The organism is Variovorax sp. NFACC27 (genome assembly GCF_048301545.1).
Taxonomy (GTDB): domain Bacteria; phylum Pseudomonadota; class Gammaproteobacteria; order Burkholderiales; family Burkholderiaceae_C; genus Variovorax; species Variovorax gossypii.
In genome coordinates, this window is record NZ_CP157613.1 from 5152830 (window position 1) to 5177319 (window position 24490).

Genomic DNA, 24490 nt, shown 5'->3' on the forward strand with positions numbered 1-24490 from the left:
CAGAATGGGCCAGCCACCGGAGAAAGAAATGCTGTCCAGCCTTCTGCAGTTTCCGCCGCGCGAAAGTGCCTACAAGCGCAAGTTCCTGAACAACACGGACGAGAACCTGTTCATGGGCTCGTTCGAGAGCTTCGCCGCGGCCGAGGCCGGAGCGCCCTCCAGCAAGGCCGTGGGCTATGCCAACGCCGACGCAGGCGAGCTCTACAGCCCGCAGATCTATTTCTACGACTACCCCGGCCTCTTCTGGCTGGGCCGCTCCATCGATGCGGGCATGACGCGCGTGTTCGACCTGGGCGGGCACGTCGGCATCAAGTACTACGCCTTCCGCCGCGTGCTGAGCTACCCCGACACGCTGCGCTGGACGGTGTGCGACGTGCCCGGCGTGGTCGAGAGCGGCCGCGCGATGGCCGTCAAGCGCGAGGCGACCGAGCAGCTGAGCTTCACCACCGATTACCGCGATGCGAGCGGCTGCGACGTGCTGTACGTGTCGGGCAGCCTGCAGTACCTGCCGGTGCGCATGGACGCGATCCTTTCCTCGCTGTCGGTGAAGCCCCGGCGCATCGTGATGAACACCACGGCCGTGCACCCCGAGCGCACGATCTACACGCTCAACAGCATCGGCATCGCGGTGTGCCCCTACCGCATCCAGCACCACGACGAGCTGCTGGCCGACCTCGCGCGCTCCGGCTACAGGAAGCGCGACGTGTGGCGCAACGAGGGCAAGCCCATCGAGGTGCCCTTCGTCGAGGGCGGCGACAAGCCCTACTACGCGGGCTGCTGCTTCGATCTCGTCGACTGACCGCGAAGTCTCAAGGGATGACGGCCGGCAGGTTCTGGTCGGCCGTGTGGCGCTGCTCGGGCGTCATCGCGTCGTAGAGCTTCGACAGCGAGTCGCTCACCGCCTGCATGCGCCGGGCGCGATCTTGCGCCTGCGCCGCGCGTTGCTGCGCGAACTGCACCGCGCTCAGGTCGTCCGCTGGCGGCGCGGCGGCCATGCCGGTGCGGCTGGCGATGTCCCATACGGCATCCGAGAAGCGGTCCCACAACGGCGATTGCTCGGGCGTGATCATGAGCTGCACGCGCAGGTCGTAGAGCTTGTCGCGGACCTTGGCCGACGCGGTGGCCGGCGTGTTGAGGCCGTCGCCGGAGCGCGGGCTGGTGGAGCTGTCGGGCCGCGCGCCTCGTCGGCCGCCGCCCATGCCCCCGCCGCCTCCACCGAACTGCGCGAATCCGTGGCCGCTCACGGCGACAAGGGCCGCGGCGAGCGCGAGGCGTTGCAGGGAGCGGTTCATCGCCATGGCTGGAGTCCTTCGGTGCCGGCCCTCCGAAGGGCCACCGCGCATTTCAGGCGCAGCGGCTGTCGCTTGCGTTGCGAACCCGTAAAGCGGGGGTAAAGCGAACTGTATTTACCTTGGCGCCGGCAGCGAACGGCGAAGCTCGCGCAGCGGCATGGTCTGCGACGTGTCGATGCTGGTCGGCGCGCCCCGGATGAAGCCATGCACCGCGCTGCCCCGGACTTCGAGGATAGAGCCGCAGGGGCCGACGTTCAGCGTGCCCTCGCCGTTGTCCCACGCCAGCACGATCCATTCGGAGCCCTGCGGCAGCGGCTCAATGCGGCCCGGCGGCGCCGCGTTGAGCATGTAGTGCAGCACGCCGTTGCCGATGAAGCGGCCCGCGGCCTTGCCGGCGGGCCTGCCATCGAGGAACTCGACCGGCTCGAACATGAAGGAGTCCGGCGGTGGCGTGTAGTTCGGCACGCCCAGGTCGAAGGGCACCACCCTCGCCCGGAGCACGCGGGCGCGTGGCTCGCCCCGTGCCTCCGCGACCGCATCGAGGAAAGAGATGCGGCCGGCGCACGAGGTGGCGCCGGCCGGCGCGGCTCCGAGCAGGCTCGCCGCCAGCGCGGCGACGACGGAAATCCGGAGCGGTCGTCGGGAAATCGAAAACATCTTGACTGGCCTCAAAAAGATATTAGAGTGATATCACTTTTTAGGAGGACCCCGTGCAAGAAAAATCCCCCGCCAATTCCCGCCCGGTCCGCAAGGAGCGCCCCTACCGGTCCATCAACGGCTACGGCGTGTCCGCGGTGGCGCTGCTGCTCATTGCAGTCGGCGTCTGGGCGATGGTGCAGCGCCTGATGCCGCTGCCCATGAGCATCCTGCTGATCGTGGTCGGCCTGGTGCTGGTCCCGGGTCTCTACATGCTGCAGCCCAACGAGGGCATCATCCTCACGCTCTTCGGCGAATACCAGGGCACCGACCGCTCCGAGGGCCTGCGCTGGACCAACCCTCTGCAAAGCGGCCAGAAGATCTCCCTGCGCGCGCGCAACCTCAACACGCCGCCGCTGAAGGTGAACGACAAGCGCGGCAACCCGGTGGAGATCGGCGCGGCGGTGGTCTGGCGGGTCTACGACACGGCGCAGGCGGTGTTCGAGATCGACGACTACAACAAGTTCGTCGCCATCCAGGCCGAAGCCGCCATCCGCCACCTCGCCACCCTCTACGCCTACGACAGCGGCGACGACCTGCCGAGCGAAAAAACCACGCTGCGCGCCGGGCTCGACACGGTGGCCGACGCGCTCAAGGCCGAGCTGAACCAGCGCTTCGCCAGCGCGGGCGTCGAAGTGCTCGATGCAAAGCTCACCCACCTCGCCTACGCTCCCGAGATCGCGCAGGTGATGCTGCGCCGCCAGCAGGCCGTGGCCATCGTGAGCGCGCGGCACCAGATCGTGGCGGGCGCGGTCGGCATGGTCGAGGCGGCGCTCAAGGGGCTGTCGGAGCGCAACCTCGTGGTGCTCGACGACGAGCGCAAGGCTTCGATGGTGTCGAACCTGCTGGTGGTGCTGTGCTCCGACCGCGAGACGCAGCCCGTGGTGAACACCGGTACGCTCTACACCTGAGGCGCGAGCCGTACACGCCCTCAGATCCGTACCCACCCGATGGCCAGTCCCGGCAAGAAAGCCTATCCCCTGCGCATCGATCCGGCCCTCTGGGCCGAGATCGAGCGCCTCGCCGCGCAGGAACTGCGAAGCGCCAACGCGCAGGTCGAGTTCCTGCTGCGCGAAGGGCTGGCGAGGCGCGGGCGGCTCCCCGCTACGGACGCAGGCAAAAGCACTCCCGACGAGCCCGCGGCTCAGTGATAACCCCGAATTCGCTGAAGGCCGAATGACAGCCCCGGCTTCTACGATGACAGAGGCAGACGGCAACCACGCCGCAACCCTCTTCCTCCTGGAGACATCGTGACGAAGCCCCTTTCCTCTTTTCGCACCCTCACCCGCCGCGCGGCCCTCCCCCTGGTCGCGGCCCTCGCACTCGCCGGCTGCGGCAGCCTCGGCGGCAGCGCCAGGCCCGCGGGCGGCGCCGACATCCACGTCATGACCTCCGGCGGCTTCACCGCCGCCTACAACGACCTTCGCCCCGAGTTCGAACGCAGCAGCGGCCGCAGCGTGAAGACGGCCTACGGCGCCTCGATGGGCAACGCCGACGATTCCATTCCCAGCCGCCTCGCGCGCAACGAGCCGGCCGACGTGGTGATCCTCGCGCGCCCCGCCCTCGATGCGCTGGTGGCGCAGGGCAAGGTGGTGCCCGGCAGCCAGGTCGACCTGGTGCGCTCGGCCATCGGCTTCGCGGTGCGCAAGGGCGCTCCCAAGCCCGACATCAGCACGGTCGATGCGCTGAAGCGCACGCTGATCGCCGCGCCCTCCATCGCCTACTCGGCCAGCGCGAGCGGCACTTACTACGAGACCGAGCTGCTCAAGAAGCTCGGCATCGAGGACCAGGTCAAGCCCAAGAGCAAGCGCATCCTGAGCGAGCGCGTCGGCTCGGTGGTGGCGCGCGGCGACGCGGCACTCGGCCTGCAGCAGGTGAGCGAGCTGCTGCCCATCGCGGGCATCGACTACATCGGCCCGCTGCCGGCCGAGGTGCAGCGCGTGACGGTGTTCTCCGCCGGCATCGCCACCGCCTCGAAGCAGCCCGACGCGGCGCGGCAGCTGATCCGCTACCTCAACTCGCCCGCAGCCGCGCCCACCATCGCCAAGACCGGGCTGGAGCCGCTGACGGCGCGTTGACCGCGCACCGTCAGAGCGTCCAGCCGTCGCGCCGGAAGAACTCGACCAGCGCATCGCCGACCTTCTCCGCCTGGTCGAAGGCGATCGTGTGGCCCGCATCGGGCAGGAGCTCGACGCGCACATGCGGCGCCAGGGCGTTCACCCGGGCGCGGGCGCGCATCGGGTCGTACAGCACCTCGTCCTCGCCGAGCATCAGCAGGGAGCCCTTCGGCAGCGCGCGAAGGTCGGCGTCGGTCATGCGGCCCGGTGGGCGGGGACTGCCGCGCTGGCAGCGCCAGCGCACGAGCAGGTCGTCCATGGCCCACGGCGGCGGCTCGGGCGCCATCGGCGACGACACCAGCGCGTGGAAGGCGCGCACCTGCCGCTCGCTCGGGAACGCCGCCGCAAGCCCGGCGCGCAGCACGGTGCCGATGCGCAGCGACTCGAGATTCGGCGGCGCCAGCAGCGCGACCTTGGAAACCCGCCGCATCGTCTGGCGCGTGTACGCCGCCGCGAGCCATGCGCCGAAGGAGGCACCGCACAGCCCCACCTTGGGCCGGCCGATGCCGATCAGCACGTCCTCGAGCCAGTTGCAGTACGTGTCTTCCGTCAGGGGCCGCTTCCCTTCGGTGCGGCCGGCGTCGCCGATGATGTCCACCGCATAGACCTGCAGCGAACCCGCGAGCCGTTCGATGTTGTGGACCCAGGTGGTGGCGTTGCCGCCCCCGCCGTGCAGCAGCACCACGGGCGGCGCATAGGCCGGCCCCGAGGCCAGCACGTGCGCACGGCCGTAGCGCGTTTCCACGTAGCGGCTTTCGTGCGGCACCGGCCATCGCGCGAGCACATGCGCATACGAAGCCAGCAGCGAGGAATGGGCTTGCGGCGAACGGAAGTTCCCGGCGAAGAGGCGCGCTTCGAAAAGGCTCATCGGTATCTCTCTTCTTCTTGACGATGTCTGACGGACACCCCGCATGGTGCGGCGCATAGATGAAGGTCTGCTGAAAAATCCGTCGCCTTGCCACCTGCCGTCCTCCGCGCCGGCGCCCCCGTTTCTTTGGGATTCCTTCAGCTTCGCCGGGTAGATTGCCCGCCATGAAGATCCTGCTGGCCGAAGACGATTTCGATCTCGCCACCGGCATTCGCGTCGCCTTGCAGACCCAGGGGATGGAGGTGGTGTGGGTGCGCCGCGTCGAGGAGGCGCTGCGCATCCTCGAGGCCGAAGGCTGCGACCTGCTGCTGCTCGACCTGGGCTTGCCCGACGGCGACGGCCTCGCGGTGCTCGAACGGCTGCGGCGCGACGGCACGCGGCTGCCGGTGCTGATCCTCAGCGCGCGCGACGGCCTGAACGACCGCCTGCAGGGCCTGGACAGCGGCGCCGACGACTACATGGTCAAGCCCTTCGCGCTGGCCGAGCTGCTCTCGCGCGTGCGGGCGCTCGCCCGGCGCAGCTACGGCGGCGACGGCGCGACCTTCGAGATCCGCGGCCTCTGGCTGCACGAGCCGACCCAGCGCGTGCGCGTCGACGGCATGCCCGTCGCGTTGTCGCGCAGCGAATTCCGGCTGCTGAGCCTGCTGGTGCGGCGGGCCGACCGCGTGGTGGCGCGGCGCGCGCTCGAGCAGCTCGTGCTGGCCGGCTCCCAGGGCACAGCGCACGCCCAGGGCCCGGGCAGCAACGTGCTCGACGTGCATGTCTCGAACCTGCGCCGCAAGATCGGCGACGGCTACATCCGCACCGTGCGCGGAATCGGCTACGTGATCTACTTCGCGGCCCAGCAGCCGCTGGAGCGTGCATGAGCGAGCTGGTCGCGGCCATCGCGTCGGCACCCGCCAGGCTGCTGCGCAGCGGCTGGCGCCGCGTCCGGCGGCCTTCGCTGGTGCGCCGCCTCATGTTCGCGCAGATCGCGATGATGACGCTGCTGTGGAGCCTGGCAGTCGGGTTGCTGCTGGGCTCGGCATTCACCGACGACCTGTCCGTCATCGACTCCACGCAGCGCAGCATGCTGGTGGTCGCGCGCAATCTCACCGACCAGCCCGCCAGGCAGTACGAGAGCCTGCGCGCGATGGACATCGCCCTGCGCAACGGCTTCGGCAACGGCGACGATGCCTACATGTCGCCGAGCGTCATCGTCTGGCAGAACGGCCGCGAGGTCTACCGCTCGAGCGGCCTGCCGGCGGGCATCGCCAACACCCGCCCCGACATCGGCGAGACGGTGGAGGCCGACGGCAAGAGCTGGCGCGCCCGCACCATCGAGTCGCCCACGGGCAAGACGCGCGTCACGCTGGTCACGCCCGGCACCGTGCAGATGTGGCTCACCTTCCAGTCGCGCGGCTACTACATCCTGCCGCTGGTGATCAGCATTCCCTTCCTGCTGCTGCCCGCATGGCTGTCGATCCGGCTCGCGCTGCGGCCGTGGCGCAAGGTGGCCAACGAGATCGCCTCGCGCGGCCCGCACGACCTCGCGCCCGTGTCCACGCTGCCGCGCCACGACGAGCTGCGGCCACTGGTGAGGAACTTCAACGCGCTGATGCAGCGGCTGCGCGCCAGCATCGCGCGCGAGCAGAGCTTCATCGCCGATGCGGCGCACGAGCTGCGCACGCCCATCGCGGCGATGCGAGTCAACGTCGAGGCGCTGCAGTCGCTGCTCGTCGAGCACATCCCGACCGAGCGGCAGGACGAACTCTTCGCACGCGTGCTCAGCAGCAACGCGCGCGCGGAGCGCCTCGTGGGCCAGCTGCTGCGGCTCATGCGCAGCAACGCCCAGGCTTCGGCGCCGCACGCACTGCGGCTCGACGACCTGGTGCAGGAACGGCTGGCGGCGCTCTCGGCCCTCGCCCACGTGCGCGAGGTCGAGATCGAGCTGGTGGACGACGAACCCGTCGAGATCATGGGCGACCGCGACAGCCTGGTCTCGATGATCGACAACCTGATCGACAACGCCACCAAGTACAGCCCCGTCGGCTCGGTGGTGAGCGTGGGCATCCGGCGCGACGGCGACCTGGCGGTGCTGACGGTATGCGACCAGGGGCCGGGCATCATGCCGGCGCTGCGCGAGCGCGTTTTCGATCGCTTCTTCCGCGACCCCGACCAGACGCAAACGGGCAGCGGCCTCGGGCTGGCCATCGTGCGCTCGGTGGTCGATGCGCACGGCGGCGCGATCGCGCTCGGCGACACCGGCACGGGGCCGGGCCTGCGCGTCACGGTGCGGCTGCCGCTCGGGCCGCTGGGTTCGCTAGGCATCGTGACGCCGGCCGGGTCCTGAGGGGCTCCCCGTAAACTGGCGGCATCTCCATCCATCGATGCCGCAACGCCATGACACAGCAGCCGACGATCACGCCCGCCCTCGTTTCAACTTTCGCGCCAGGCGGCACGCTGCGCGCCTCGATCAACCTGGGCAACCCGATCCTGGCCAACAAGGACGCGGCCACCGGCGAGCCCGTTGGCGTATCCGTCGACCTGGCGCGCGAGTTCGCGCGGCGGCTCGGCGTGGGCATCGAGCTGGTGGTGTTCGAGAAGGCCGCCGCCTCGGTCGACGCGGTGAAGAACGAGAAGGCCGACATCGGCTTCTTCGCCATCGACCCGGCGCGCAGCGAGGGGCTGCTGTTCACCGCGCCCTACGTGCTGATCGAGGGCAGCTACCTCGTGCCTGATGCCTCGGCGTTCCAGGACAACGCACAGGTCGATGCCCAAGGCAATCGCATCTCCGTGGGCTCCGGCAGCGCCTACGACCTGTTCCTCACGCGCGAGATCAAGGCGGCCGAGATCGTGCGACTCCAGGGCGCGGCACCTGCGCTGGCGGCCTTGCGTGCCGGCGAAGTCGAAGTGGCAGCCGGCATCCGCCAGATGCTCGAAGGCGAGGCACGGCGCGCGCCCGGCGTGCGCGTGCTGCCGGGGCGCTTCATGGTCATCCAGCAGGCCATGGGCACGCCCGCCAGCAGGGGTGCCGAAGCGCAGGCGCTGCTCGCGGCCTTCGTCGAGGAGATGAAGGCCAGCGGCTTCGTGGCCGATGCGCTGAAGCGCCACCGCATCGAAGGCGCGAGCGTGGCGCCCGCCGCCTGAGCGAGCCCTCAGAGCTTGTACGCCTCCACCGGCCCGCGCGAATAGAACAGGAAGTACCCGGTCGAGGTCTTGAAGCCGTTCTTCTGCCAGCCGGCCGGCACCTTGAAGATGCCGAGCTGCTCGCTCGCCACGCCGACGAAGGCGGTGTTCTCCTTGTCCGTGGTGATGCGGGTCCAGTGCTCGCGCGTCACGGGCTTCATCGTCATCTTGGGCTCGCTCCATTCGGCCGTGCGTACCTTGTCGCGCATCACGTAGCCGTCGCCCTGCTTCTCGATCCTGATGAGTTCCTTGAGCGCGCCGTTCTGCTTCACGGCGTAGGTGCCGACCAGCTCGGCCTCGGGTGCGCTGCTGCTGCTGCCGCTGTCCGCTCCGCAGCCGGCCAGCAGCAGGGCCGCTGCCCCGGCGGCCATCCATTTCAATGCTGTGTTCATGACTGTCCTTGTCCAGAGGGCGCGCACCGCCCGCGGTGCGGGCGGCGCGCGCCGGTTTCAGGCAACGCGGTTCAGCGCTTCTCGTTGTCGCGCAGCTTCAGGCTGCCCTGGAAGCGCAGCGCATGCGGGTACTCCTCCTTCTCCGCACCGGTGGCCACCGCCGCCATCTTCTGCTCGCTCACCTGCGTCTTGGCCAGCAGCGGCGCGGGCAGGTTCAGCACGCCCTTGATCTGGTCGTACTGCGCCTGCGTGATGCGGCCCACGCCCAGCAGGCGGAACGCGTCGCGCTCGATGTTCAGCAGCAGCGGCTTGTTGCCCGCGAAGTTCTGCGCCTTGGCCAGCAGCGCGCTCCACGACTGGGCGCTGTAGTTGCTCACGTAGTAGTCCTGCCCGGTCGGGCCGGCCAGCACGGCCGTGCATCCCGGCAGTTCGAGCTGCGTGCTGTTGTTCGACATCACGAAGGTCTTGCGCTGCTCCATCGAGTCGCCGTAGGCCAGCGTCACGGGAATGGTCCACGTCGAGGCCGGATACAGGTTCTGGTTGGGGAACGACTCCTGCGTGATGTTCACGTAGGTGCTGTTGCCCGCGCACTGCGCGTCCACCGTGAGCAGCGGAATGCCGGTCTGGCGGATCAGGCTGTCGCCGATCTCGCTCACCTTCTTGCCGTTGCTGGCCTTCTCCAGCGAACTCCACAGGCGCGAGGGCGTGACGTTGCCGTAGGCGTAGTCCTTCAGGTAGATGCGTAGGCCCTTCTGCATCGCCTCCTCGCCGATGTAGTTCTGGATGGTCTCCAGCACGTGGCTGCCCTTGTTGTAGACGAAGATCGACGGGCTGATGAAGCCGAACGATCCCGCGTCGTTGAGGTTGCGCTGCACCGGCACGGCCGTGTTCTTCAGGTCGGCCACGATCACGTTGTGCTTGTCCAGCACGTAGTCGGAGAAGCTGTAGTACTCGGGGTGGAACTTGATCGTGGTGCGCCTTTCGAACCAGCGCGCGAACGACTCGTTGAGCCACACGTTGTCCCACCAGTCGAGCGTGACCAGGTCACCGAACCACTGGTGCGCCACTTCGTGCGTCACCACCGTCACCGAGTACAGCGTGGGCGTGTCGCCCGGCTTGGTGAGCACCGAGTCGGCGAACTCGAAGATCGAGCCCCAGTTCTCCATGCCGCCGAAGCCGGTGTTGGGCTTGTTGTCGTAGCTGTCGTTGGCGGCGACGGTGTCGAACTTCTTGAACGGCAGCGGAATGCCGGTGTAGTTGTAGTAGTAGTCCATCGACACCTTGGTCCACTCCATCGCGAACTTGGCCCAGTCGGAGCGGCCCGGTGGCGTGAACCAGCGCAGCGGCATCTCGCTGCCGTCGAGCGGGTTCTTGAACTTGTCGGCCAGGATGTCGAACTTGCCGCCGCCGAAGAAGGTCAGGTACATCGGCATCGAGGGCGTCCTCTCGAAAGCCACGCGCTGGTAGCCGTCGGGCAGCTTCGTCGCCTCGATCTGCGCGCCGTTGGACACCGTCTTCCAGTCGCCCGGCACTTCGGCGGAGATCTCGAAGGTATGGCGGAAGGCCGGCTCGTCCCAGCCCGGAAACCACTGCCGCGCGTAGTTGGTTTCGCCCTGCGTCACGATGGCATCGCTGCTCACGCCTTCGGGCGTGGAGAGGCCGACCTTGAAGATGCCGGTGGCAGCCGAGCAGAACGGGTTGCGTGCCACCTCGGCCGGCGGGCAGTACTCTGCGTCGGAGAACTGGATCTTGCCGTCCCACTCCATGTGCAGCAGGTACTTGCCCTTCGCGATCTGGCCGTCGTTCAGTCGCAGCTGCACGAAGTCGCCCAGCGTCTGCGGCGTGGGAATCAGCGGTATCGCCTCGGAAGGATTCGACACCTTGCGCAGCGTGGTGCGGCCCTTCGCGAAGTTCAGGTTATGCGCCGCGACGACGATGGCGTCGACCGGCTTGAGCACTTCTATCTCCACGTCGCCGCGGCCCACGAAGGTCTTGAGCGCGGCATCGGGACGGAACCACAGCTTGTAGTTGCTGGGCCAGACGGTGTCGGGCAGTTCCATCGGCCTGGCAGAACGGTCGACGGCGGCGACCGCGTTGTTCGCCGAGTTGGGCACTCCGTCGTCCGGTGCCTTGGCGGAGGGATCGGACACGGGAGCGGAAACGACCTGGTCCGAAGGTGCGCTGAGGCCAACGCCTGCACCGCCCAACGAAGCGCCACCACTGTCTCCGCCGCCGCCGCAAGCCGTGAGAACGGCAAGGGTCACTGCGGTGATGGCAAGATGATTGACCACGGGTGTATTGAATCTTTTCATGATCGCCTCTGAGTACTCTTGGTAAGAAGAAACATGCGCCGCCCCGCATGCGCCGGCGGATAGCCTGCGATGCGCATGACGCGCGCGGTGATGAGTGAGATGAACAACGGGGGAATCGGAAGAAACGGGCAACACGGTGCCCTCCCGGCGAACTCAGGCGTTCGTCAGGACCACACAGTCATGCAGGGTCACACCGCTCGCGAAGCGGCGGTCCCAGGATTCGTGGCGTAAGAGGTTCCATTCCCGGCAATCGCGGGGTGATGGGTGCGGAGGCGGGCTTGTAGCGCGAAGGCCTTCGTCAGTGCATGCGCATCGTCGGCGCGACGCACTTCCTCGAAGCGGAAACAGTGCTGGCCGTATTGGCGATGGCAAGACTTGCTGCGGCTCTTGTCGTTGATTTCACGCGCATTCCCTCGTCCATTGATGTCACGCAGTTGTAGCTGATGGCCGCTGCGTGCTCAACGAATCGCGGAACTTTTCTTTCTCAAAATGTTCGCGCGCGATAGGCCGAATGGCGTCATGGCATGCAACGCACGCCATGCAATACGAAGATGGTTCCGCCGCCGAAACACCTGCTCACGCAGATGACGGAAATCGGGTCGCCGCACTGTGACCCGACCACGACAGTACGAAGGTACAAGCCTTCGAAAAGCCTATGAAAGCTGTGAACCAGAGACTGTGTGCGCGCTGCGCGAGCGGTCGCGCAGCCACAGCATGAAGCCGCAGCCGAACACGACGACCTGCGTGCCGATCAGCAGCGCAAAGCCCGCGAAGAAACCCGAGGCCGACGAAGCCGCTGCCGTGGGGCCCGCACCTGCCCCATGCGACATCGCGCCGATCACGCCGCCCATCAGCGCGGGCATGAAGCCCGCCACGAGGCTGCCCACGCCGTTGGTCACGCCGAACGCACTTGCCGTGTGCTCGGGCCGCGAGCAGTACTGCACCGTGCTCGGGATGGCCGGGCTCTGCAGTCCCCAGAAGAAGTTGGCCGCGACCAGGCAGCACGCCGCCACATACGGGTCACGCGCATTGATGGCCATGAGCACCGACAGCGCCACGCCCACGCTCGCACCCATGAAGATGAAGGGCACGCGTTCGCGCCCCACCTTGTCGATGAGCACGCCGCCCACGAACACCGCGAGCACGGTGGCGTATTGCGGCAGCGATGCCAGCCAGCCCATCTCGCGCATCGAGAAGCCGCGCGCCTCGCGCAGGTAGGTCGGCAGCCAGTTGCTGCTGCCCCAGAGATAGGCCAGCGCGGCCGAGGTGAGCAGCGTGACCACGAACAGGTGCCGCGTCTGCAGCGCGCCCTTCACGATGCCGCCCACGCGCGCCATCGCTTCGCCGAACGAGGACGGCTTCACGCCGTCGGCATGCCCCGGCGGCATGCGCACGAAGGCCAGCACCAGCGGAATGCCCAGCACGATGTTGAGCACGCCGAGCACGTGAAACGAGCTGTCCCACGCGAACTGCGTGAGCAGCCAGCCCACCAGCGGATAGCCGATGGCAAGCCCCAGCCCCGTGCCCATGTTGACGAAGGCGTTGGGCTTGCCGTTCTCGTCGCTTCGGAAATGCGCCTTGATGTACGCGGAGGCCAGCGAGAAGAGCGGCCCCTCCGACACGCCCAGCAGCACGCGCGACGCCAGCAGCATGCCGTAGCTGTCGAACATCGGCGAGGCCCAGGTCACCACGCCCCAGAGGATCAGCCCGTAGACCAGGCTGCGCCGCACGCCGAAGAGCGCGGAGCAGAACGGCGTGAGCACGAAGGCAGACACGCCGTAGCCCAGCATGAAGGCCGTCGCCAGGAAGCCCTGGCTCACGCGATCGGTGGCGGCGAGGCCCACGTGGTTCAGGAAGGCCGCGTCGGTGATGAGCACCGCGATGTTGATGCGGTCCACGTAGGAGATGGCGACGATCACGAACAGCGTGATGACGCCGTACCAACGAAAGCTCTTGCCGCTGTTGTTGTTGCTGCTGCTCTGCATGGCCAGTCCTGCCGGGGTGAAGGTGATGAAGGCGTGCGCCTAGAACATGTGGCGCATGCCGAACTCGGTGCCGCTGGAGGCACGGTTCGGCGCGGTGATCGCGCCCGAGAGGGCCTGCGATGCACCGTTGCTGTTGCTGATGCGCGCGATGGTGGCGTACAGCGCCGTGCGCTTCGAGAGGTTGTGCACGTAGCCGATGGCCAGCTTCGACGAAGTGGGCTTCAGCACCGCGCCGGCCGGCTCGAGCCGGTAGCGCGCGTACGAGGCCTTGATCTCTCCGGGCCCGATGGGCAGCTGGAAGCCGACCAGAACGCCCTTGGCATCGGTCGTGCCCTTCGACTCCTTGTACAGCTCGCTCGTGAGCTTGAGGTTCATGAGCGAGGCATCGAAGGTGTAGGAGGCACCGAGGTTGGTCACGCGCAGGTCGCCGCTTGCGTAGCGCGTGCGGCCCGTGGCCAGCGCGATGTTGAGTCCGCCGCTCTGGTAGCCCAGGCGTGCGCCGGTGTGGTCGCCGTCGTGCCTGTTCGACACACGCGTGCCGGGCAGCACGGAGTTCGAGTCGTTCTCGCCCATCGCGTACATCACCTGCTCGTAGAAGCCGCCGAGGTTGGCCGGCAGCAGATAGCCGATGCTGTTCGACGCACGCGTGCCCGTGGGTGCGACGAGGCCGCCCAGGCCAGAGAAGTAGATCTGGTTGGCGCCGATGCCGCCACCCGTGCCGAAGGGATCGAAGATGGCCGTGTTCCAGAAGGCCGGCACATAGTCGCGCCCAAGCCGCACCTCGCCGAACGGTCCCGCGAGGCTCACGGTGGAGCGACGGTTGAAGCTCAGCACGCCCGCCGGTCCGTTGCCGCTGGCCTGGTTGTTCGTGTTCGACGGAAAGCCCGTGCCGCTGTCGTTCTGCAGGCCCATCTCCAGCCAGAAGTTGGCCGAGTAGCCACCGCCCAGGTCTTCCGTGCCCCGAAAACCGAGGCGGCTGAACATGTTGCCGCTGTTGGTCAGCTGCGTCTTGTGGGCCGAACCGGGGCCGCTGCCCTTGGTGTAGGTGACGGCCGCATCGACCACGCCGAAGAGCGTGAGGGAAGATTGGGCCAGCGCTCCGCCAGCCCCGCTGGCCGCAGCCAGCGCGATCAGGTACTTTTTCATTGATTTGTCTCGGTTGGTTTTCTTCTGTCGGCCTGGGGCCCTGTTCAGATGTCCAGCACCAGCCGCGCGCCCTTGCAGCGCGAGACGCAGATCATCATGGTCTTGTTCGACGCACGTTCGATCTTGGTGAGGATGCCGTCATGGTGGTCGACCTCGCCTTCGAGCACGGCCGTCTCGCAGGCGCCGCAGACGCCTTCCTTGCAGCTGTGGTCGGGGTTGAGGCCCGCATCGATCAGGCTGTCGAGGATCGACTTGCCTGCCGGCACTTCCACGCTCTTTCCGCTCTTCGCGCACTCCACCACGCAGGCCTGCGCGGCGGCGCCTGCCTCCACCTGTACGGCGGCGAAGCGCTCGATGTGCGCGTTGGCGTAGCCCAGCTGCTCGCAGCTCTTCTCGAAGGCATCGAGCATCGGCGTGGGCCCGCAGCAGTAGTAGTGGCTGGCGGCGCCCTTGCCCGACAGCAGCTCGACGAGGTTGGGCGGCGCACCCTTCTCGTCGTCGAAGTGCCAGGTGAGCTGCACCGACTTCTCCTTCGCCAATGCCTCGATGGCATCGCAGAAGGCCGCTTCCTTGCGGGTGCGTGCGCAATAGACGATCTCCACCGGCTTGCCGATGGCCACCAGCCGCTGCAGCATGCACCAGATGGGCGTGACGCCGATGCCGCCAGCCACGAGCACCGAGCGTTCGGCGCCCTCTTCCAGCCGGAAGTTGTTGCGCGGAGCCGAGATGGGCAGCGTCATGCCCACGCGCAGCTGCTGGTGCACGTAGCGCGAGCCGCCGCGGCTCTTGCGGTCGTTGAGCACGCCCACCACGTAGCGCTGGCGGTCGCTCGACGGGTTGCACAGCGAGTAGCTGCGCACCAGCCCGTTGGGCAGGTGCAGGTCGATATGTGAGCCGGCCTCGAAGGCGGGGAAATCCACCGCTGGCGTGGCCGGCCGGAATTCGACGCTCACGATGCCGTCGGCCTCGTAGCGCATGGTGTGCACCAGGGCGTTGAGCGTTGGAGAAGACATGGCGAAGCTCTCTCCCCTGTCAGGCAGCTACGGCGCTCGCACCGGCTTCCGCCAGCTGCGCCTGCGCCAGATTGCGCATGTGGCGGCGCAGGCGAACGATGCCCAGGTCGTGCTGGTACAGGTTCTCGTGCTGGTTGGCGTCGGCTTCCATCTCTTCGAGCATCACGCGGTCCTGCTCCAGCACGTGCCAGTGGCGCGCTTCCAGGCGGTTGCGGTACAGGAAGCGCCATGTGTCGCGCTGCCAGCCCGGCTCCAGCTTGCGCACGCGCCAGAAGAAGGTGGCCGTCATGCCCTTCACGATGGGCGAGAAGGCGCCGATGATGATGAAGTTGCCGCCGGGGCCGCCGGTCTTCGGATACGGGATCTCCAGGCGCATCCAGTGGATGCCCGTGTCGGCCCATTCGGTCCAGTCGAAGTTGACGTTGCGCTGGCCTTCCTTCTCGAACACGAAGCCGATGTCGGTCTGGCGGATGCCGAACTTGGCGCTCGAATCGCCCTCGGCCATCGAGTGCGACTGCTTGTGCAGGTAGGTGCCGTGCATCGGGTCCATCACGTTGTCGAGCACGTAGCGGTAGTCGCCCTTCCACTCGGTATAGCAGAGGAAGCTGCTGTACTCTGCATCGTCGGTCAGCTGCTCGGGCAGCACCAGCGGCGGCGGCACGTCGACGGGCTCCTTCGAGTTGTAGATGAACACCGCGCCCGCGCGCTCCTGCACGTGAAAGTGCCGCGTGGCCTTCGAGCCTTCGAGCTTGCAGCCGGGGCTGCCGGGCACGCGCGTGACGACGCCGTCATGGCGCACTTCGACGCCGTGGTAAGGGCACGAGAGCCGGTCGCCCAGCACCACGCCCTGCGACAGCGGCGCACCGCGGTGCGGGCAGCGGTCTTCCAGCGCATGCAGCACGCCTTCGCCGTCGCGCCACAGCGCGAGCTTGCGGCCGAGGCGGCGCAGGGAGATGGGGTTCTCCTTGATGAAGTGCGAGGGGCAGATGGGGTACCAGAGGTCCTTCAGGCCGATCTCGAGCAGATGGTCGACCGGATCAGCGGGAACGGGTTGGATGGCGATGGTCATGATGTTCGTTCCTCTCAGGCCGCCAGCGCGGCCATCTCCTTGCGATACAGCTCCTCGGTCCACTGCTGGCCGCCCGGCGTGGCGAGGCCGCTGTCGTTCAGGCGCTGCACCAGACCCGACAGGTCGTGGATGCCGTCCGCAAAGGCGCGCTCGATCACGTCGCCCAGCAGGTCTTCGTAGGTGGTCGCGGGGCGCCGGCGCGCCTGGTGCGGTTGCAGGTAGCGGTCTTGGGTTTGCATCGTGTGCCTCCGTGGGGCGGAATGAATTGAAGAATCAGGCGGCGGCCGCCATGGCCGGGGTTGCGAGCGGCGCGGCCCAGGCGTCGTAGCCGTAGACCCAGTCGGCGTTGCCGCCTTCGCGCAGCCAGTTGTTGCCGCGCGAGCCGAGCTGAACCTGGCTGGCGCGCTCGATGCGCGCCGTCTCGAAGCCTTGCAGCGCGGCAGGCACGTCGGCCATCGCCACGCCGTCGAGATGGCGCGACAGCACCACCGCGTCTTCGATGGCCATGCCGGCGCCCTGCGCCATGAAGGGCAGCATCGGGTGCGCGGCATCGCCCAGCAGCGCCATGCGGCCCTTGGTCCAGGCGGGCATCGGGTCGCGCTCGTACAGCGCGGTCTTGAGCACCGTGTCGCAGGCGTCGAGCAAGGCACGCGCCTCGGGGTGGTAGGCCACGTACTGCTCGCGCAGCTCGTCGACACTGCCCGGCGCGGTCCACGACTCGAGGTGCCAGCTGTCCTGCGGCGTGGTCGCGAAGATGAAGACGTCCTTGCCCCGGTTCAGCGGGAAGGTGACGATCTGGCTCTGCGGATTGGGCCCCCACCACTTGGTGAAGGCACCAAGGTTGGGCACGCCAGCCACGCGCTCGGCGGGCACCACGGCGCGGTAGGCGACGATGCCGGTGAAGCGCGGGCTTTCGGCGCCGAACATCGCTGTGCGCACGCACGAGTGGATGCCGTCGGCGCCGATCAGCGCGCCGACGCGCGCGCTGGTGCCGTCGGAGAAGGAGATGCTCACGCCCTTGTCGTCCGGCGCGATGGTCTCGGCCCGCTTGCCGAGCGCCACCTGTTCCGCCGGGAACATGTCGGCCAGCGCCGCCAGCAGGTCGGCACGGTGGATGGTGAGCTGCGGCGCGCCGTAGCGCTGCTCGGCGGTGTCGGCCATCTCCAGGCGCGAAGTCTCTTCGCCGGTGTCGTAGGTGCGGCTGATGCGGTGCGACGGACGGGCCGCCGTCACGCGGGCCGCCTCGCCCACGCCGAGGCCGTCGAGCGCGCGCACGGCGTTGGGCGTGAGGTTGATGTCCGCGCCGACGCGGGCGAACTGCTTAGCCTGCTCGAACACGATCACGTCGTGGCCCGCGCGCCGCAGCGCGATGGCTGCGACGAGGCCGCCGATGCCCGCGCCGACGATGCCGATGGTGGATTCGCTGGTGGTCTTCATGAGTCTGTCCCCTCGTGCCTGCGCCGGCTTACTCGGCAACGATGTTGCGGGCCTTGATGATCTTTGCCCACACGGCCGTCTCGTCGCGGATGTAGGCGGCGAACTCGGCGGGCTTCATGGCCGCGTCGGTCATGCCCTGCAGCTTCAGGCGCTCGCGCACGTCGGGCTTCGACAGCATCTCGGCCGCGTCCCTGGCAAGCTGCTCGACCACGGCGGGCGGCGTGCCCTTGGGCGCCATCAGGCCGTACCACGAGGTCACGGTCACGCCCTGGATGCCCTGCTCCGCCAGCGTCGGGATATCCGGCGCCGCCGCGCTGCGCTTGGCCTCGGTCACGCCGATGGCGACCAGCTTGCCGTTCTTCAAAAAGGGCAGCGTCGCCGGCAGGTTGCTGAACATCAACGGCACCGAGCCGCCGAGCACGTCGTTGAGCGCGGGCGCCGTGCCCTTGTAGGGCACGTGCAGCATGTCGATGCCGGCCTGCTGCTTGAAGAGCTCGCCCGCCAGGTGCAGGCCGCTGCCCACGCCGGGCGAGGCATACGACAACGTGCCTGGCTTGGCCTTGGCCTGAGCCACCAGGTCCTTCGCGTTCTTGATACCCGAGGCCGGCGACGCGACCAGCACGTTCGGCGCCTTCGCCAGCATGGTGACCGGCACGAAGTCCTTCGCCATGTCGAAGGGGAAGTTGGGCATCAGCGTCGGGTTGATGGTGACGTTGCCCGCCGGAATCACCAGCAGCGTGTGGCCGTCGCCCTTGGCGCGCTTGACCTTCTCCATGCCGATGTTGCCGGCCGCGCCGACCTGGTTGTCGACCACCGCCGCCTGGCCGTAGCGCTTGGCAAGGCCGTCGGAGAGCACGCGAGCCAGCGTGTCGACCGGACCGCCGGGCGGGAACGGCGAGATGATGGTGAAGCGCTCGCTCGAGAGCTGCTTCTGGGCCTCGCTCTGCTGAGCGTGCACCGGCGCGGCGAGCGTGAAGGCCGCGAGCGCGGCGAACAGGACGGAGAAGGAGAAACGTCGTTGCATGTCGGTCGGGTGAGTCATTTCTTTTCGGTCAGGAAGGCACCCTTGGGGCCTTCCGCGTTCTTCTGGCGGCGCGTGTTGCCATCGAGGCCGCCGTCCACTGCCCATTCGGCGAAGACCGTGGGGCCCGGCTCGAACTCGCGCGGCTGCCAGTCCGCGGTGAGCTGGTCTTCGTCGGCGTAGTACTCGATGAGGCCGCCCGCCGGGTTCTTGAAGTACCAGAAGTACGCCGACGACACCGGGTGGCGGCCCGGGCCGAGCTGCGTTTCCCAGCCGCAGCGCGAGAAGTGCAGCCCGCCGCCGAACACCTCGTGGATGTCGCGCACGGTGAAGGCCACGTGGTTCAGCCCGCGCTTGCCCGAAGGAATCTGCAGCAGGAACAGGTCGTGGTGGCCGCCCTCGGCCGCGCAGCGCATGAAGGCGCCGCGGTTCGGATAGCTGTCGGAGCCCACGAAGCCGAAGCGTTCGGCATAGAAGGCGCTGGTGGTCTTCACGTCGCTCACGAAGAACACGACGTGGCCGACCTCGATGGGCGTTGCGCGTTCGTAGATGGGCGCGGGCTGGTTGATGCGCAGTTTCGCGTTCCAGGTGTTCATGGCGCCGCAGTCGACCTGCACCGCATGCTTGCGGCTGACCTGCAGGCGCACGGCCAGGCCGTTCGGGTCGATGCAGCCGATGCGGCGCGCGCCGTCCACCGTGGTGTCGAAGAAGGCCGGATCCTGCGCGATGGCGGTGGCGTAGCGGTCGAGGTCCGCGTCGCTCTCCACGCCCCACACCACTTCGCGCAGCGTCGGGCCCTCTTCCATCGCGGGCGGCAGGCCGGGCTTGTCCAGCGCGGCGACCACGACCTTGCAGCCATTCAGGCACTCGAAGACGAGTTCGTCGGCGGCTTCCGACTTCAGCGAAAGGCCCCAGTCCTGGAAGAACTGGCGGCATGCGGGCAGGTCGTCCGCGCCGTAGGTGATCTGGTCGATGCCAAGTACGCTCATTTCAATCTTTCTTTCATGCCGACCGGCACACGCGCGGCACCGAACATCTCGTTCCAGGAATACCGCGGAACCGGCTTTGCCGGGTCGCAGGTATTGCCCCCTGCAAGGGGGTTGGCGCAGCGACACGAAGTGCGCGAAGCCTGGGGGTTTTCATGGTGCTGCCCAAGGCAGGGGTTGTTCGTTCGTGCCCCAGTACATGCTCTTCTGCTCCATGTACTGGAAGATGCCTTCGCGGCCCTTCTCGCGGCCCAGGCCGCTGTCGCGCCAGCCGCCGAAGGGCGTGGACACGGAGAACTGCTTGTAGGTGTTGACCCAGACCGTGCCGGCCTGCACCGCGCGGCCCAGCTTCCAGGCGCGCTTGAAGTCGCGGCTCCACACGCCCGCCGCCAGCGCGTAGACGCTGTCGTTGGCCTGCTCGATCAGTTCTTCCTCGCTGTCGAAGGGCATGGCGACCAACACCGGGCCGAAGATCTCTTCCTGGCTGATGCGGGCGCTGTTCGTCAGGCCTTCGAGGATGGTCGGCTTGTAGAAGTAGCCCCGGTCATAGCCGTCACCGTGCGGGCGTACGCCGCCCGTGCGAATCCGGCCGCCCTCGGACACGCCGAGGTCCACGTAGCGTTCGATGCCTTCGCGGTGCTTCGCCGTGATGAGCGGGCCCATCTGCGTGCGCTCCGAAGCCGGATCGCCCACCCTCAGCGCGTTGGCGCCTTCGGCCAGGCGCGTGATGAACTCGTCGTAGATGCCGCGCGCCACGAAGAGGCGCGAGCCCGCGATGCACGACTCGCCCGACGAACTGAAGATGCCGTAGAGCACGCCGTTCACCGCGTGGTCGAGGTCGGCATCGTCGAGCACCATGGTCGGCGACTTGCCGCCGAGCTCGAGCGACACCGGCATCATCTTGTCGGCCGCGATGTGCGCGATGTGCTTGCCGGTGGTCGTGCCGCCGGTGAAAGACACGCGCTTGACCAGCGGATGCTTCGTGATCGCGTCGCCGATCACCGAGCCCCTGCCCGGAAGCACGCTGACGATGCCCTTGGGCACGCCGGCCTTCTCGCAGATGCGCGCCAGCTCCAGCGCCATCAGCGGCGTGACCTCGGCGGGCTTCACCACCACCGCGTTGCCGGCGGCCAGCGCGGGCGCCAGCTTCTGCGCCTCGCTGGCGATGGGCGAGTTCCACGGCGTGATGGCAGCCACCACGCCCATGGGCTCGTGCACGCTCATCGTGACGAAGGCGCCGCGCGACGGCGTGATGGTTTCTTCCAGCGTCTCCAGCGCAGCAGCGAAGAACTGGAAAGTGCCCGCGGCGCTGGCCACGAGGTTGCGCGTCTCGTTGATCGGCTTGCCGTTGTCCAGGCGCTGCTTCTGCGCGAGCGATTCGCTCTCTTCGCGGATCAGCTGCGCCACGCGATGCAGCACGGCCGCGCGCTCGTGCGGCAGGCGCTGCGCCCAGCCGCTGGTGCGGAATGCGCGGTCGGCGCCGGCAATGGCTTCCTCGACATCGGCAAGGCTCGCGGCCCGCAGGCGCGCGATGGGCTCGCCGGTGGCCGGGTAGAGGCTTTCGTAGACGTCGCCGCCGCCCAGGCGCCATTCGCCGGCGATGCAGATCGGAAGGAGTTCGGAGGAGATCATGGGAAACAGCGGGTTCAGATGGCGAGCGCGGCCACGCGATTGCGCAGCGCACGCACTGCGCTGTACACGGTCAGCGCGGATGTCTTGGGGTTGGCCGCGAGCGGCTTGTTGCGCATGGTCAGCTCGAAGCTGCCGAAGGCGCCTTCGGCTTCGACGGTGTGCACGTTCTCGGCGGTAGCCGGGTCGGCGATGAGGCGAACCATCGTGCGGTCGAGCCCCAGGCCCGCGAGCGAGACGGTGGCCGCGACGTTGGCGTTCTTCGGATAGAGCAAGGCCGCTTCTCGCGCGCTGCCTTCGAAGATCACGGTCTCCTGCGCCAGCGCGCCGAGGTCGCGGCCCTGTTCGGCCGGCGTGCCCTTCCAGGCCTGCGGCGGCTTGCGGCCGGTGTAGCGCACGCTGTCGAGGCCGCCGATGCGGGCGGCGGCGAGCGCGTCGATGGCGCCGATGGCGCCCGGAATCAGCTGCACCTGCGTCTTGCCGGCGATGGCCGCGGCTTCGAGCTTCTCGGCGAAGCCGGCAGCCGACAGCGCGCCGACCGAGGCGACCACGCAGGGCGTGCCGCGTGCCAGCGCGGGCAGCACATGCTGCTCGATGGCGGCATGACCCGCGGTCTCGACCACGAGGTCTATGCCGGCTGCAGGCAAGGTGCTGCCCACCTGCGCGTCGGGTGCCGCCTTCTGCGCGGCGGCAACGGCGTCGGCGGGCACGACGACAGCCACCACCTTCAGGGCGGGATCGCCGCGGAGCAGTTCGAGCACCGAGGTGCCGATGGCTCCGCAGCCGACGAGTGCGATGCGCGTGGGGGTGGACATGGAACGGGCTTCGCTCACTTGCCGGCCGTGCCGAGAGCCGGGATCTGCGTGACCGTGTTGGTCGGCGGGCCGGCGAAGGTGGTCTTGAAACTGCCGATCGAGAGCATGTCGATCTCCAGCAGGAACGGACCTTCGGTCGCCAGCGCCTCGCCGAGGCGGGCGGGCAGGTCCGACAGGTTCTGCACGCGGGCATGCGGCAGCGCGATCGACTTGCACAGCAGGTCGTAGTCGGGCGTGTGCAGCTCGGCATAGCACTGGCGGCCGCCGTACTGCGCGTCCTGGATGTTCTTGATGACGCCGTAGCTCTTGTCGTTCATGAGCACGATCACCATGGGCGCCTTCTCCTGCACCATGCAGGCCAGCTCGCCCAGGTTCAGGATGAAGCCGCCGTCACCGGCCAGGCAGAAGGTCTTGCGGCCCGAGCCGGTCACCGCCGCGCCGATGGCCGCGCCGATGGCCATCGGCATGCCCTGGCCGATGCCGCCGCCCGTGGCGTGCACGCCGGCGCTCGGTTCGAAGACGCGCAGCTCGCGATTGCCCCAGGTGCTGTTGGAGACGGTCACGTCGCGCACCCAGTTGAAGTTGCGCCCGGCCGTCGACTGGAGCTGGCGCACGAGTTCGGCGTACGGGCCGAGACCATCGCGCAGCGCCGCGACCGCCTGGTCGTGCGCGGCGCGCAGGTCGACCAGCAGTTGCGGGTCGGCCTTGTACCCGGCGGCTTCGAGGCGGTCGGCCAGGCCTTCGAGGGCCAGCGCGGAATCGCCGCAGACGAAGGCTTCGGACGCGTAGCAGCGGCCTTCGGCTGCGGCGTCGGCGTCGATGCGGTACAGCGGGCGGGGCAGCTTCAGTTCGTACTTGAGCGTCTCGTTGCCGCGCAGGCGCGAACCGACCACGAGCATCGCGTCGCAGGTCTGGTACAGGGCCTCGACCGGCTTCTGGATGTTGTAGGCGCCGAGCGAACCGGCGTCGTCCTCGGGCACCGTGCCGCGGCCCTGCGTCGTGGTGACGACGCCGAAGCCGAGTTTCTGCAGGCGCTGGATGGCGACGCGGGCGTGGCGAGCACCGCCACCGACCCACAGCATCGGGCGGCGGGCAACGGCGAGGCGCGCGGCCAGCGCGTCGAGCGCGGCGGCGGACGGCACCGGGCGCTCGATGGGCAGCGGCGACAGGTCGGCCGGCATCGTGGTCAGCGCCGACTGGATGTCGATCGGGATCTCGACGCTGACCGGGCCGGTCGGCGCGGTCAGCGCGAGCTGCACCGCGCGCTTGAGCGTGCCGAGCACCGTTTCGACGCTGCGCACGCGCAGCGCGGCCTTCGACACGGCCTTGAGCATGGTGAGCTGGTCGGGCGCCTCGTGGATGTACGACATGCCCTTGTCGAGGTACGGCGTCTCGATCTGCCCGGTGATGTGCAGCAGCGGCGCGCCGGCCGTCAGGGCCTCGACCATGCTGCCCGCGATGTTGCCCGCGGCAGGCCCCGTGCTGGTGATGCACACGCCCAGGCTGGCGGTGGAGCGTGCGTAGGCATCGGCCATGTTGCCCGCGCCGGCCTCGCCCCGCGCCGAGATGAAACGCACCGTGCCGCGCTGCGCGAAGGCATCGAGGATCGGCATGTTGTGGATCGAGATCACGCCGAAGGCCGCCTTGACGCCGCACTGTTCGAGAAAGGCGGCGACGACTGCGCCGACGGTGACGGTGTTGTTGGGGTTATGCATGGCGTGACAGGCCTCCGGAGATGTCGATGTGGCTGCCCGTCGTGTACGACGCGAGGGGCGAAGCGAGGAAAAGGATCGCGCGCGCGGCTTCGGATGGAAGCCCCAGGCGACCCAGCGGGATGTGCTTGTTCTTCGCGAGCTGGCCGCTCCATGCGGCCCAGTCGAGCGACTTGTCTTCGCGCGCCTCGAAGCGGCGGCGCCACTGGCCCGACTCCACGAGTCCGATCAGGATGCCGTTGACGCGCACGCCCTGCGGCGCGAATTCGGTGGCCATGGAGCGCACGAGGTTCAGCAGGCCGGCGCGCGCGGCCGAGGTGGCGACCATGTGCGGCTCGGGCTGGCGCGCCAGCAGCGAGTTGGCGCAGACGATGGATGCATCGCCCAGCACCTCGCGCTGCGCCGCGAGCTGCGGCAGGAAGGCGCGCGTCGGGTTGATGACGGAGAAGAACTTCAGGTTGAGCTCTTCGGTCCAGGCCTTGTCGTCGGTGTCGGCGAAGGTGGAGACACGGCCCTGCCCCGCGTTGTTGACCAGCATCGAGGCCGGGCCGAGCGCGGCTTCGCTGGCGGCGGCGAAGGAGCGGACCGAGGCGGCGTCGAGCACGTCGCAAGGCTGGGCGAAGAGCCTGGCGTCCGAGAACTGCCTGCGCAGGCCGGCCACGGCGCCGTCGAGCCGTTCGGCATTGCGGCCGCACAGCGCGACCGCGGCGCCGCAGCCGAGTAGCAGCTCGACGGTGGCCAGGCCGATGCCCGACGAGCCGCCCGTGACCACGGCCACGCGGCCGGCCAGCGCATCGGCGGCGAAGAAGGAAGGAAGAGCTTGGGTTGTCAT

At 68.4% G+C, this 24490-nt stretch carries 25 protein-coding genes; 8 read left to right on the forward strand and 17 right to left on the reverse strand.

What is annotated here, in order from left to right:
• Positions 1–28: 28 nt before the first annotated feature.
• The gene (locus tag ABL840_RS24090; RefSeq protein ID WP_093200547.1) at positions 29–799 is read left to right on the forward strand and encodes a TIGR04325 family methyltransferase; all 771 of its coding nucleotides are present in this window, start codon (positions 29–31) and stop codon (positions 797–799) included.
• Between the two features lie 10 nt (positions 800–809).
• Here the strand turns inward: ABL840_RS24090 and ABL840_RS24095 are convergent, their stop codons facing one another.
• Both ABL840_RS24095 and ABL840_RS24100 read right to left on the reverse strand, forming a co-directional pair.
• On the reverse strand, positions 810–1298 hold the full coding sequence (locus tag ABL840_RS24095) for a Spy/CpxP family protein refolding chaperone (protein WP_176947654.1): 489 nt from the start codon (positions 1296–1298) through the stop codon (positions 810–812).
• 108 nt (positions 1299–1406) lie between these two features.
• The gene (locus ABL840_RS24100; RefSeq protein ID WP_093307419.1) at positions 1407–1949 is read right to left on the reverse strand and encodes a hypothetical protein; all 543 of its coding nucleotides are present in this window, start codon (positions 1947–1949) and stop codon (positions 1407–1409) included.
• 53 nt (positions 1950–2002) lie between these two features.
• Between ABL840_RS24100 and ABL840_RS24105 the strand changes: the two genes are divergently transcribed.
• From ABL840_RS24105 to ABL840_RS24115, 3 genes are all read left to right on the forward strand, one after another.
• Positions 2003–2899, forward strand: a complete 897-nt coding sequence (locus tag ABL840_RS24105; RefSeq protein ID WP_093307420.1) for an SPFH domain-containing protein — start codon at positions 2003–2005, stop codon at positions 2897–2899.
• Between the two features lie 39 nt (positions 2900–2938).
• A complete protein-coding gene (locus ABL840_RS24110; protein WP_093200558.1) occupies positions 2939–3139 on the forward strand; it encodes a hypothetical protein in 201 nt (66 codons plus the stop codon).
• A 99-nt stretch (positions 3140–3238) separates the two neighbouring features.
• Complete coding sequence (locus ABL840_RS24115; protein ID WP_093307421.1) at positions 3239–4066, forward strand: substrate-binding domain-containing protein; 828 nt, start codon at positions 3239–3241, stop codon at positions 4064–4066.
• Positions 4067–4076: 10 nt separating this feature from the next.
• Here ABL840_RS24115 and ABL840_RS24120 read toward each other — a convergent pair whose 3' ends face one another.
• Positions 4077–4973, reverse strand: coding sequence for an alpha/beta fold hydrolase (locus tag ABL840_RS24120; protein WP_176947655.1), 897 nt, complete (start codon positions 4971–4973; stop codon positions 4077–4079).
• 164 nt (positions 4974–5137) lie between these two features.
• Here ABL840_RS24120 and ABL840_RS24125 point away from each other — a divergent pair, with 164 nt between their 5' ends.
• From ABL840_RS24125 to ABL840_RS24135, 3 genes are read left to right on the forward strand one after another with little or no spacing between them, the layout of a single operon-like run.
• On the forward strand, positions 5138–5839 hold the full coding sequence (locus tag ABL840_RS24125; RefSeq protein WP_093307423.1) for a response regulator: 702 nt from the start codon (positions 5138–5140) through the stop codon (positions 5837–5839).
• Positions 5836–7305: a sensor histidine kinase gene (locus ABL840_RS24130; RefSeq protein ID WP_093307424.1), complete on the forward strand. Its 1470-nt coding sequence runs from the start codon at positions 5836–5838 to the stop codon at positions 7303–7305. Before ABL840_RS24125 ends, ABL840_RS24130 begins: the two co-directional genes overlap by 4 nt.
• A gap of 50 nt (positions 7306–7355) precedes the next feature.
• Positions 7356–8102 (forward strand): transporter substrate-binding domain-containing protein, encoded by a 747-nt coding sequence (locus ABL840_RS24135; protein ID WP_093307425.1) that lies wholly within the window; start codon positions 7356–7358, stop codon positions 8100–8102.
• An 8-nt stretch (positions 8103–8110) separates the two neighbouring features.
• On the opposite strand, the gene ABL840_RS24140 is transcribed toward ABL840_RS24135, so the two are convergent.
• The gene (locus tag ABL840_RS24140; protein ID WP_093307426.1) at positions 8111–8533 is read right to left on the reverse strand and encodes a hypothetical protein; all 423 of its coding nucleotides are present in this window, start codon (positions 8531–8533) and stop codon (positions 8111–8113) included.
• 71 nt (positions 8534–8604) lie between these two features.
• The gene (locus ABL840_RS24145; RefSeq protein WP_418115993.1) at positions 8605–10683 is read right to left on the reverse strand and encodes a M1 family metallopeptidase; all 2079 of its coding nucleotides are present in this window, start codon (positions 10681–10683) and stop codon (positions 8605–8607) included.
• A gap of 467 nt (positions 10684–11150) precedes the next feature.
• Between ABL840_RS24145 and ABL840_RS24150 the strand changes: the two genes are divergently transcribed.
• Complete coding sequence (locus ABL840_RS24150) at positions 11151–11285, forward strand: hypothetical protein (RefSeq protein WP_256228536.1); 135 nt, start codon at positions 11151–11153, stop codon at positions 11283–11285.
• Between the two features lie 213 nt (positions 11286–11498).
• Here ABL840_RS24150 and ABL840_RS24155 read toward each other — a convergent pair whose 3' ends face one another.
• From ABL840_RS24155 to ABL840_RS24210, 12 genes are all read right to left on the reverse strand, one after another.
• Positions 11499–12830 (reverse strand): MFS transporter, encoded by a 1332-nt coding sequence (locus ABL840_RS24155; protein ID WP_093200579.1) that lies wholly within the window; start codon positions 12828–12830, stop codon positions 11499–11501.
• A 39-nt stretch (positions 12831–12869) separates the two neighbouring features.
• Positions 12870–13976: a porin gene (locus ABL840_RS24160; RefSeq protein WP_093307428.1), complete on the reverse strand. Its 1107-nt coding sequence runs from the start codon at positions 13974–13976 to the stop codon at positions 12870–12872.
• Positions 13977–14020: 44 nt separating this feature from the next.
• Complete coding sequence (locus ABL840_RS24165; RefSeq protein ID WP_093307429.1) at positions 14021–14989, reverse strand: PDR/VanB family oxidoreductase; 969 nt, start codon at positions 14987–14989, stop codon at positions 14021–14023.
• A 19-nt stretch (positions 14990–15008) separates the two neighbouring features.
• Positions 15009–16058, reverse strand: coding sequence for an aromatic ring-hydroxylating oxygenase subunit alpha (locus ABL840_RS24170; protein WP_093200587.1), 1050 nt, complete (start codon positions 16056–16058; stop codon positions 15009–15011).
• Positions 16059–16072: 14 nt separating this feature from the next.
• Positions 16073–16297, reverse strand: coding sequence for a recombinase-like helix-turn-helix domain-containing protein (locus ABL840_RS24175; protein ID WP_093200589.1), 225 nt, complete (start codon positions 16295–16297; stop codon positions 16073–16075).
• Positions 16298–16331: 34 nt separating this feature from the next.
• Positions 16332–17495 (reverse strand): FAD-dependent monooxygenase, encoded by a 1164-nt coding sequence (locus ABL840_RS24180; RefSeq protein ID WP_093307430.1) that lies wholly within the window; start codon positions 17493–17495, stop codon positions 16332–16334.
• 28 nt (positions 17496–17523) lie between these two features.
• Positions 17524–18519, reverse strand: a complete 996-nt coding sequence (locus ABL840_RS24185) for a Bug family tripartite tricarboxylate transporter substrate binding protein (protein ID WP_093200595.1) — start codon at positions 18517–18519, stop codon at positions 17524–17526.
• 14 nt (positions 18520–18533) lie between these two features.
• A complete protein-coding gene (locus tag ABL840_RS24190; RefSeq protein ID WP_093307431.1) occupies positions 18534–19505 on the reverse strand; it encodes a VOC family protein in 972 nt (323 codons plus the stop codon).
• Between the two features lie 150 nt (positions 19506–19655).
• Complete coding sequence (locus tag ABL840_RS24195) at positions 19656–21134, reverse strand: aldehyde dehydrogenase (RefSeq protein ID WP_093307432.1); 1479 nt, start codon at positions 21132–21134, stop codon at positions 19656–19658.
• Between the two features lie 14 nt (positions 21135–21148).
• On the reverse strand, positions 21149–21946 hold the full coding sequence (locus tag ABL840_RS24200; protein WP_093307433.1) for an aspartate dehydrogenase: 798 nt from the start codon (positions 21944–21946) through the stop codon (positions 21149–21151).
• A 14-nt stretch (positions 21947–21960) separates the two neighbouring features.
• Complete coding sequence (locus ABL840_RS24205; RefSeq protein WP_093307434.1) at positions 21961–23661, reverse strand: thiamine pyrophosphate-binding protein; 1701 nt, start codon at positions 23659–23661, stop codon at positions 21961–21963.
• On the reverse strand, positions 23654–24490 hold the full coding sequence (locus ABL840_RS24210; RefSeq protein ID WP_093307435.1) for an SDR family oxidoreductase: 837 nt from the start codon (positions 24488–24490) through the stop codon (positions 23654–23656). The genes ABL840_RS24205 and ABL840_RS24210 overlap by 8 nt, the downstream gene beginning before the upstream one ends.

Bases quoted from the DNA above. Each gene is read 5' to 3' on its own strand.
- ABL840_RS24090 (WP_093200547.1), top strand. From the start codon at position 29: ATGCTGTCCAGCCTTCTGCAGTTTCCGCCGCGCGAAAGTGCCTACAAG.
- ABL840_RS24095 (WP_176947654.1), bottom strand. From the start codon at position 1,298: ATGGCGATGAACCGCTCCCTGCAACGCCTCGCGCTCGCCGCGGCCCTT.
- ABL840_RS24100 (WP_093307419.1), bottom strand. From the start codon at position 1,949: ATGTTTTCGATTTCCCGACGACCGCTCCGGATTTCCGTCGTCGCCGCG.
- ABL840_RS24110 (WP_093200558.1), top strand. From the start codon at position 2,939: ATGGCCAGTCCCGGCAAGAAAGCCTATCCCCTGCGCATCGATCCGGCC.
- ABL840_RS24120 (WP_176947655.1), bottom strand. From the start codon at position 4,973: ATGAGCCTTTTCGAAGCGCGCCTCTTCGCCGGGAACTTCCGTTCGCCG.
- ABL840_RS24125 (WP_093307423.1), top strand. From the start codon at position 5,138: ATGAAGATCCTGCTGGCCGAAGACGATTTCGATCTCGCCACCGGCATT.
- ABL840_RS24130 (WP_093307424.1), top strand. From the start codon at position 5,836: ATGAGCGAGCTGGTCGCGGCCATCGCGTCGGCACCCGCCAGGCTGCTG.
- ABL840_RS24135 (WP_093307425.1), top strand. From the start codon at position 7,356: ATGACACAGCAGCCGACGATCACGCCCGCCCTCGTTTCAACTTTCGCG.
- ABL840_RS24140 (WP_093307426.1), bottom strand. From the start codon at position 8,533: ATGAACACAGCATTGAAATGGATGGCCGCCGGGGCAGCGGCCCTGCTG.
- ABL840_RS24150 (WP_256228536.1), top strand. From the start codon at position 11,151: ATGCGCATCGTCGGCGCGACGCACTTCCTCGAAGCGGAAACAGTGCTG.
- ABL840_RS24155 (WP_093200579.1), bottom strand. From the start codon at position 12,830: ATGCAGAGCAGCAGCAACAACAACAGCGGCAAGAGCTTTCGTTGGTAC.
- ABL840_RS24160 (WP_093307428.1), bottom strand. From the start codon at position 13,976: ATGAAAAAGTACCTGATCGCGCTGGCTGCGGCCAGCGGGGCTGGCGGA.
- ABL840_RS24165 (WP_093307429.1), bottom strand. From the start codon at position 14,989: ATGTCTTCTCCAACGCTCAACGCCCTGGTGCACACCATGCGCTACGAG.
- ABL840_RS24170 (WP_093200587.1), bottom strand. From the start codon at position 16,058: ATGACCATCGCCATCCAACCCGTTCCCGCTGATCCGGTCGACCATCTG.
- ABL840_RS24175 (WP_093200589.1), bottom strand. From the start codon at position 16,297: ATGCAAACCCAAGACCGCTACCTGCAACCGCACCAGGCGCGCCGGCGC.
- ABL840_RS24180 (WP_093307430.1), bottom strand. From the start codon at position 17,495: ATGAAGACCACCAGCGAATCCACCATCGGCATCGTCGGCGCGGGCATC.
- ABL840_RS24185 (WP_093200595.1), bottom strand. From the start codon at position 18,519: ATGCAACGACGTTTCTCCTTCTCCGTCCTGTTCGCCGCGCTCGCGGCC.
- ABL840_RS24190 (WP_093307431.1), bottom strand. From the start codon at position 19,505: ATGAGCGTACTTGGCATCGACCAGATCACCTACGGCGCGGACGACCTG.
- ABL840_RS24195 (WP_093307432.1), bottom strand. From the start codon at position 21,134: ATGATCTCCTCCGAACTCCTTCCGATCTGCATCGCCGGCGAATGGCGC.
- ABL840_RS24200 (WP_093307433.1), bottom strand. From the start codon at position 21,946: ATGTCCACCCCCACGCGCATCGCACTCGTCGGCTGCGGAGCCATCGGC.
- ABL840_RS24205 (WP_093307434.1), bottom strand. From the start codon at position 23,661: ATGCATAACCCCAACAACACCGTCACCGTCGGCGCAGTCGTCGCCGCC.
- ABL840_RS24210 (WP_093307435.1), bottom strand. From the start codon at position 24,490: ATGACAACCCAAGCTCTTCCTTCCTTCTTCGCCGCCGATGCGCTGGCC.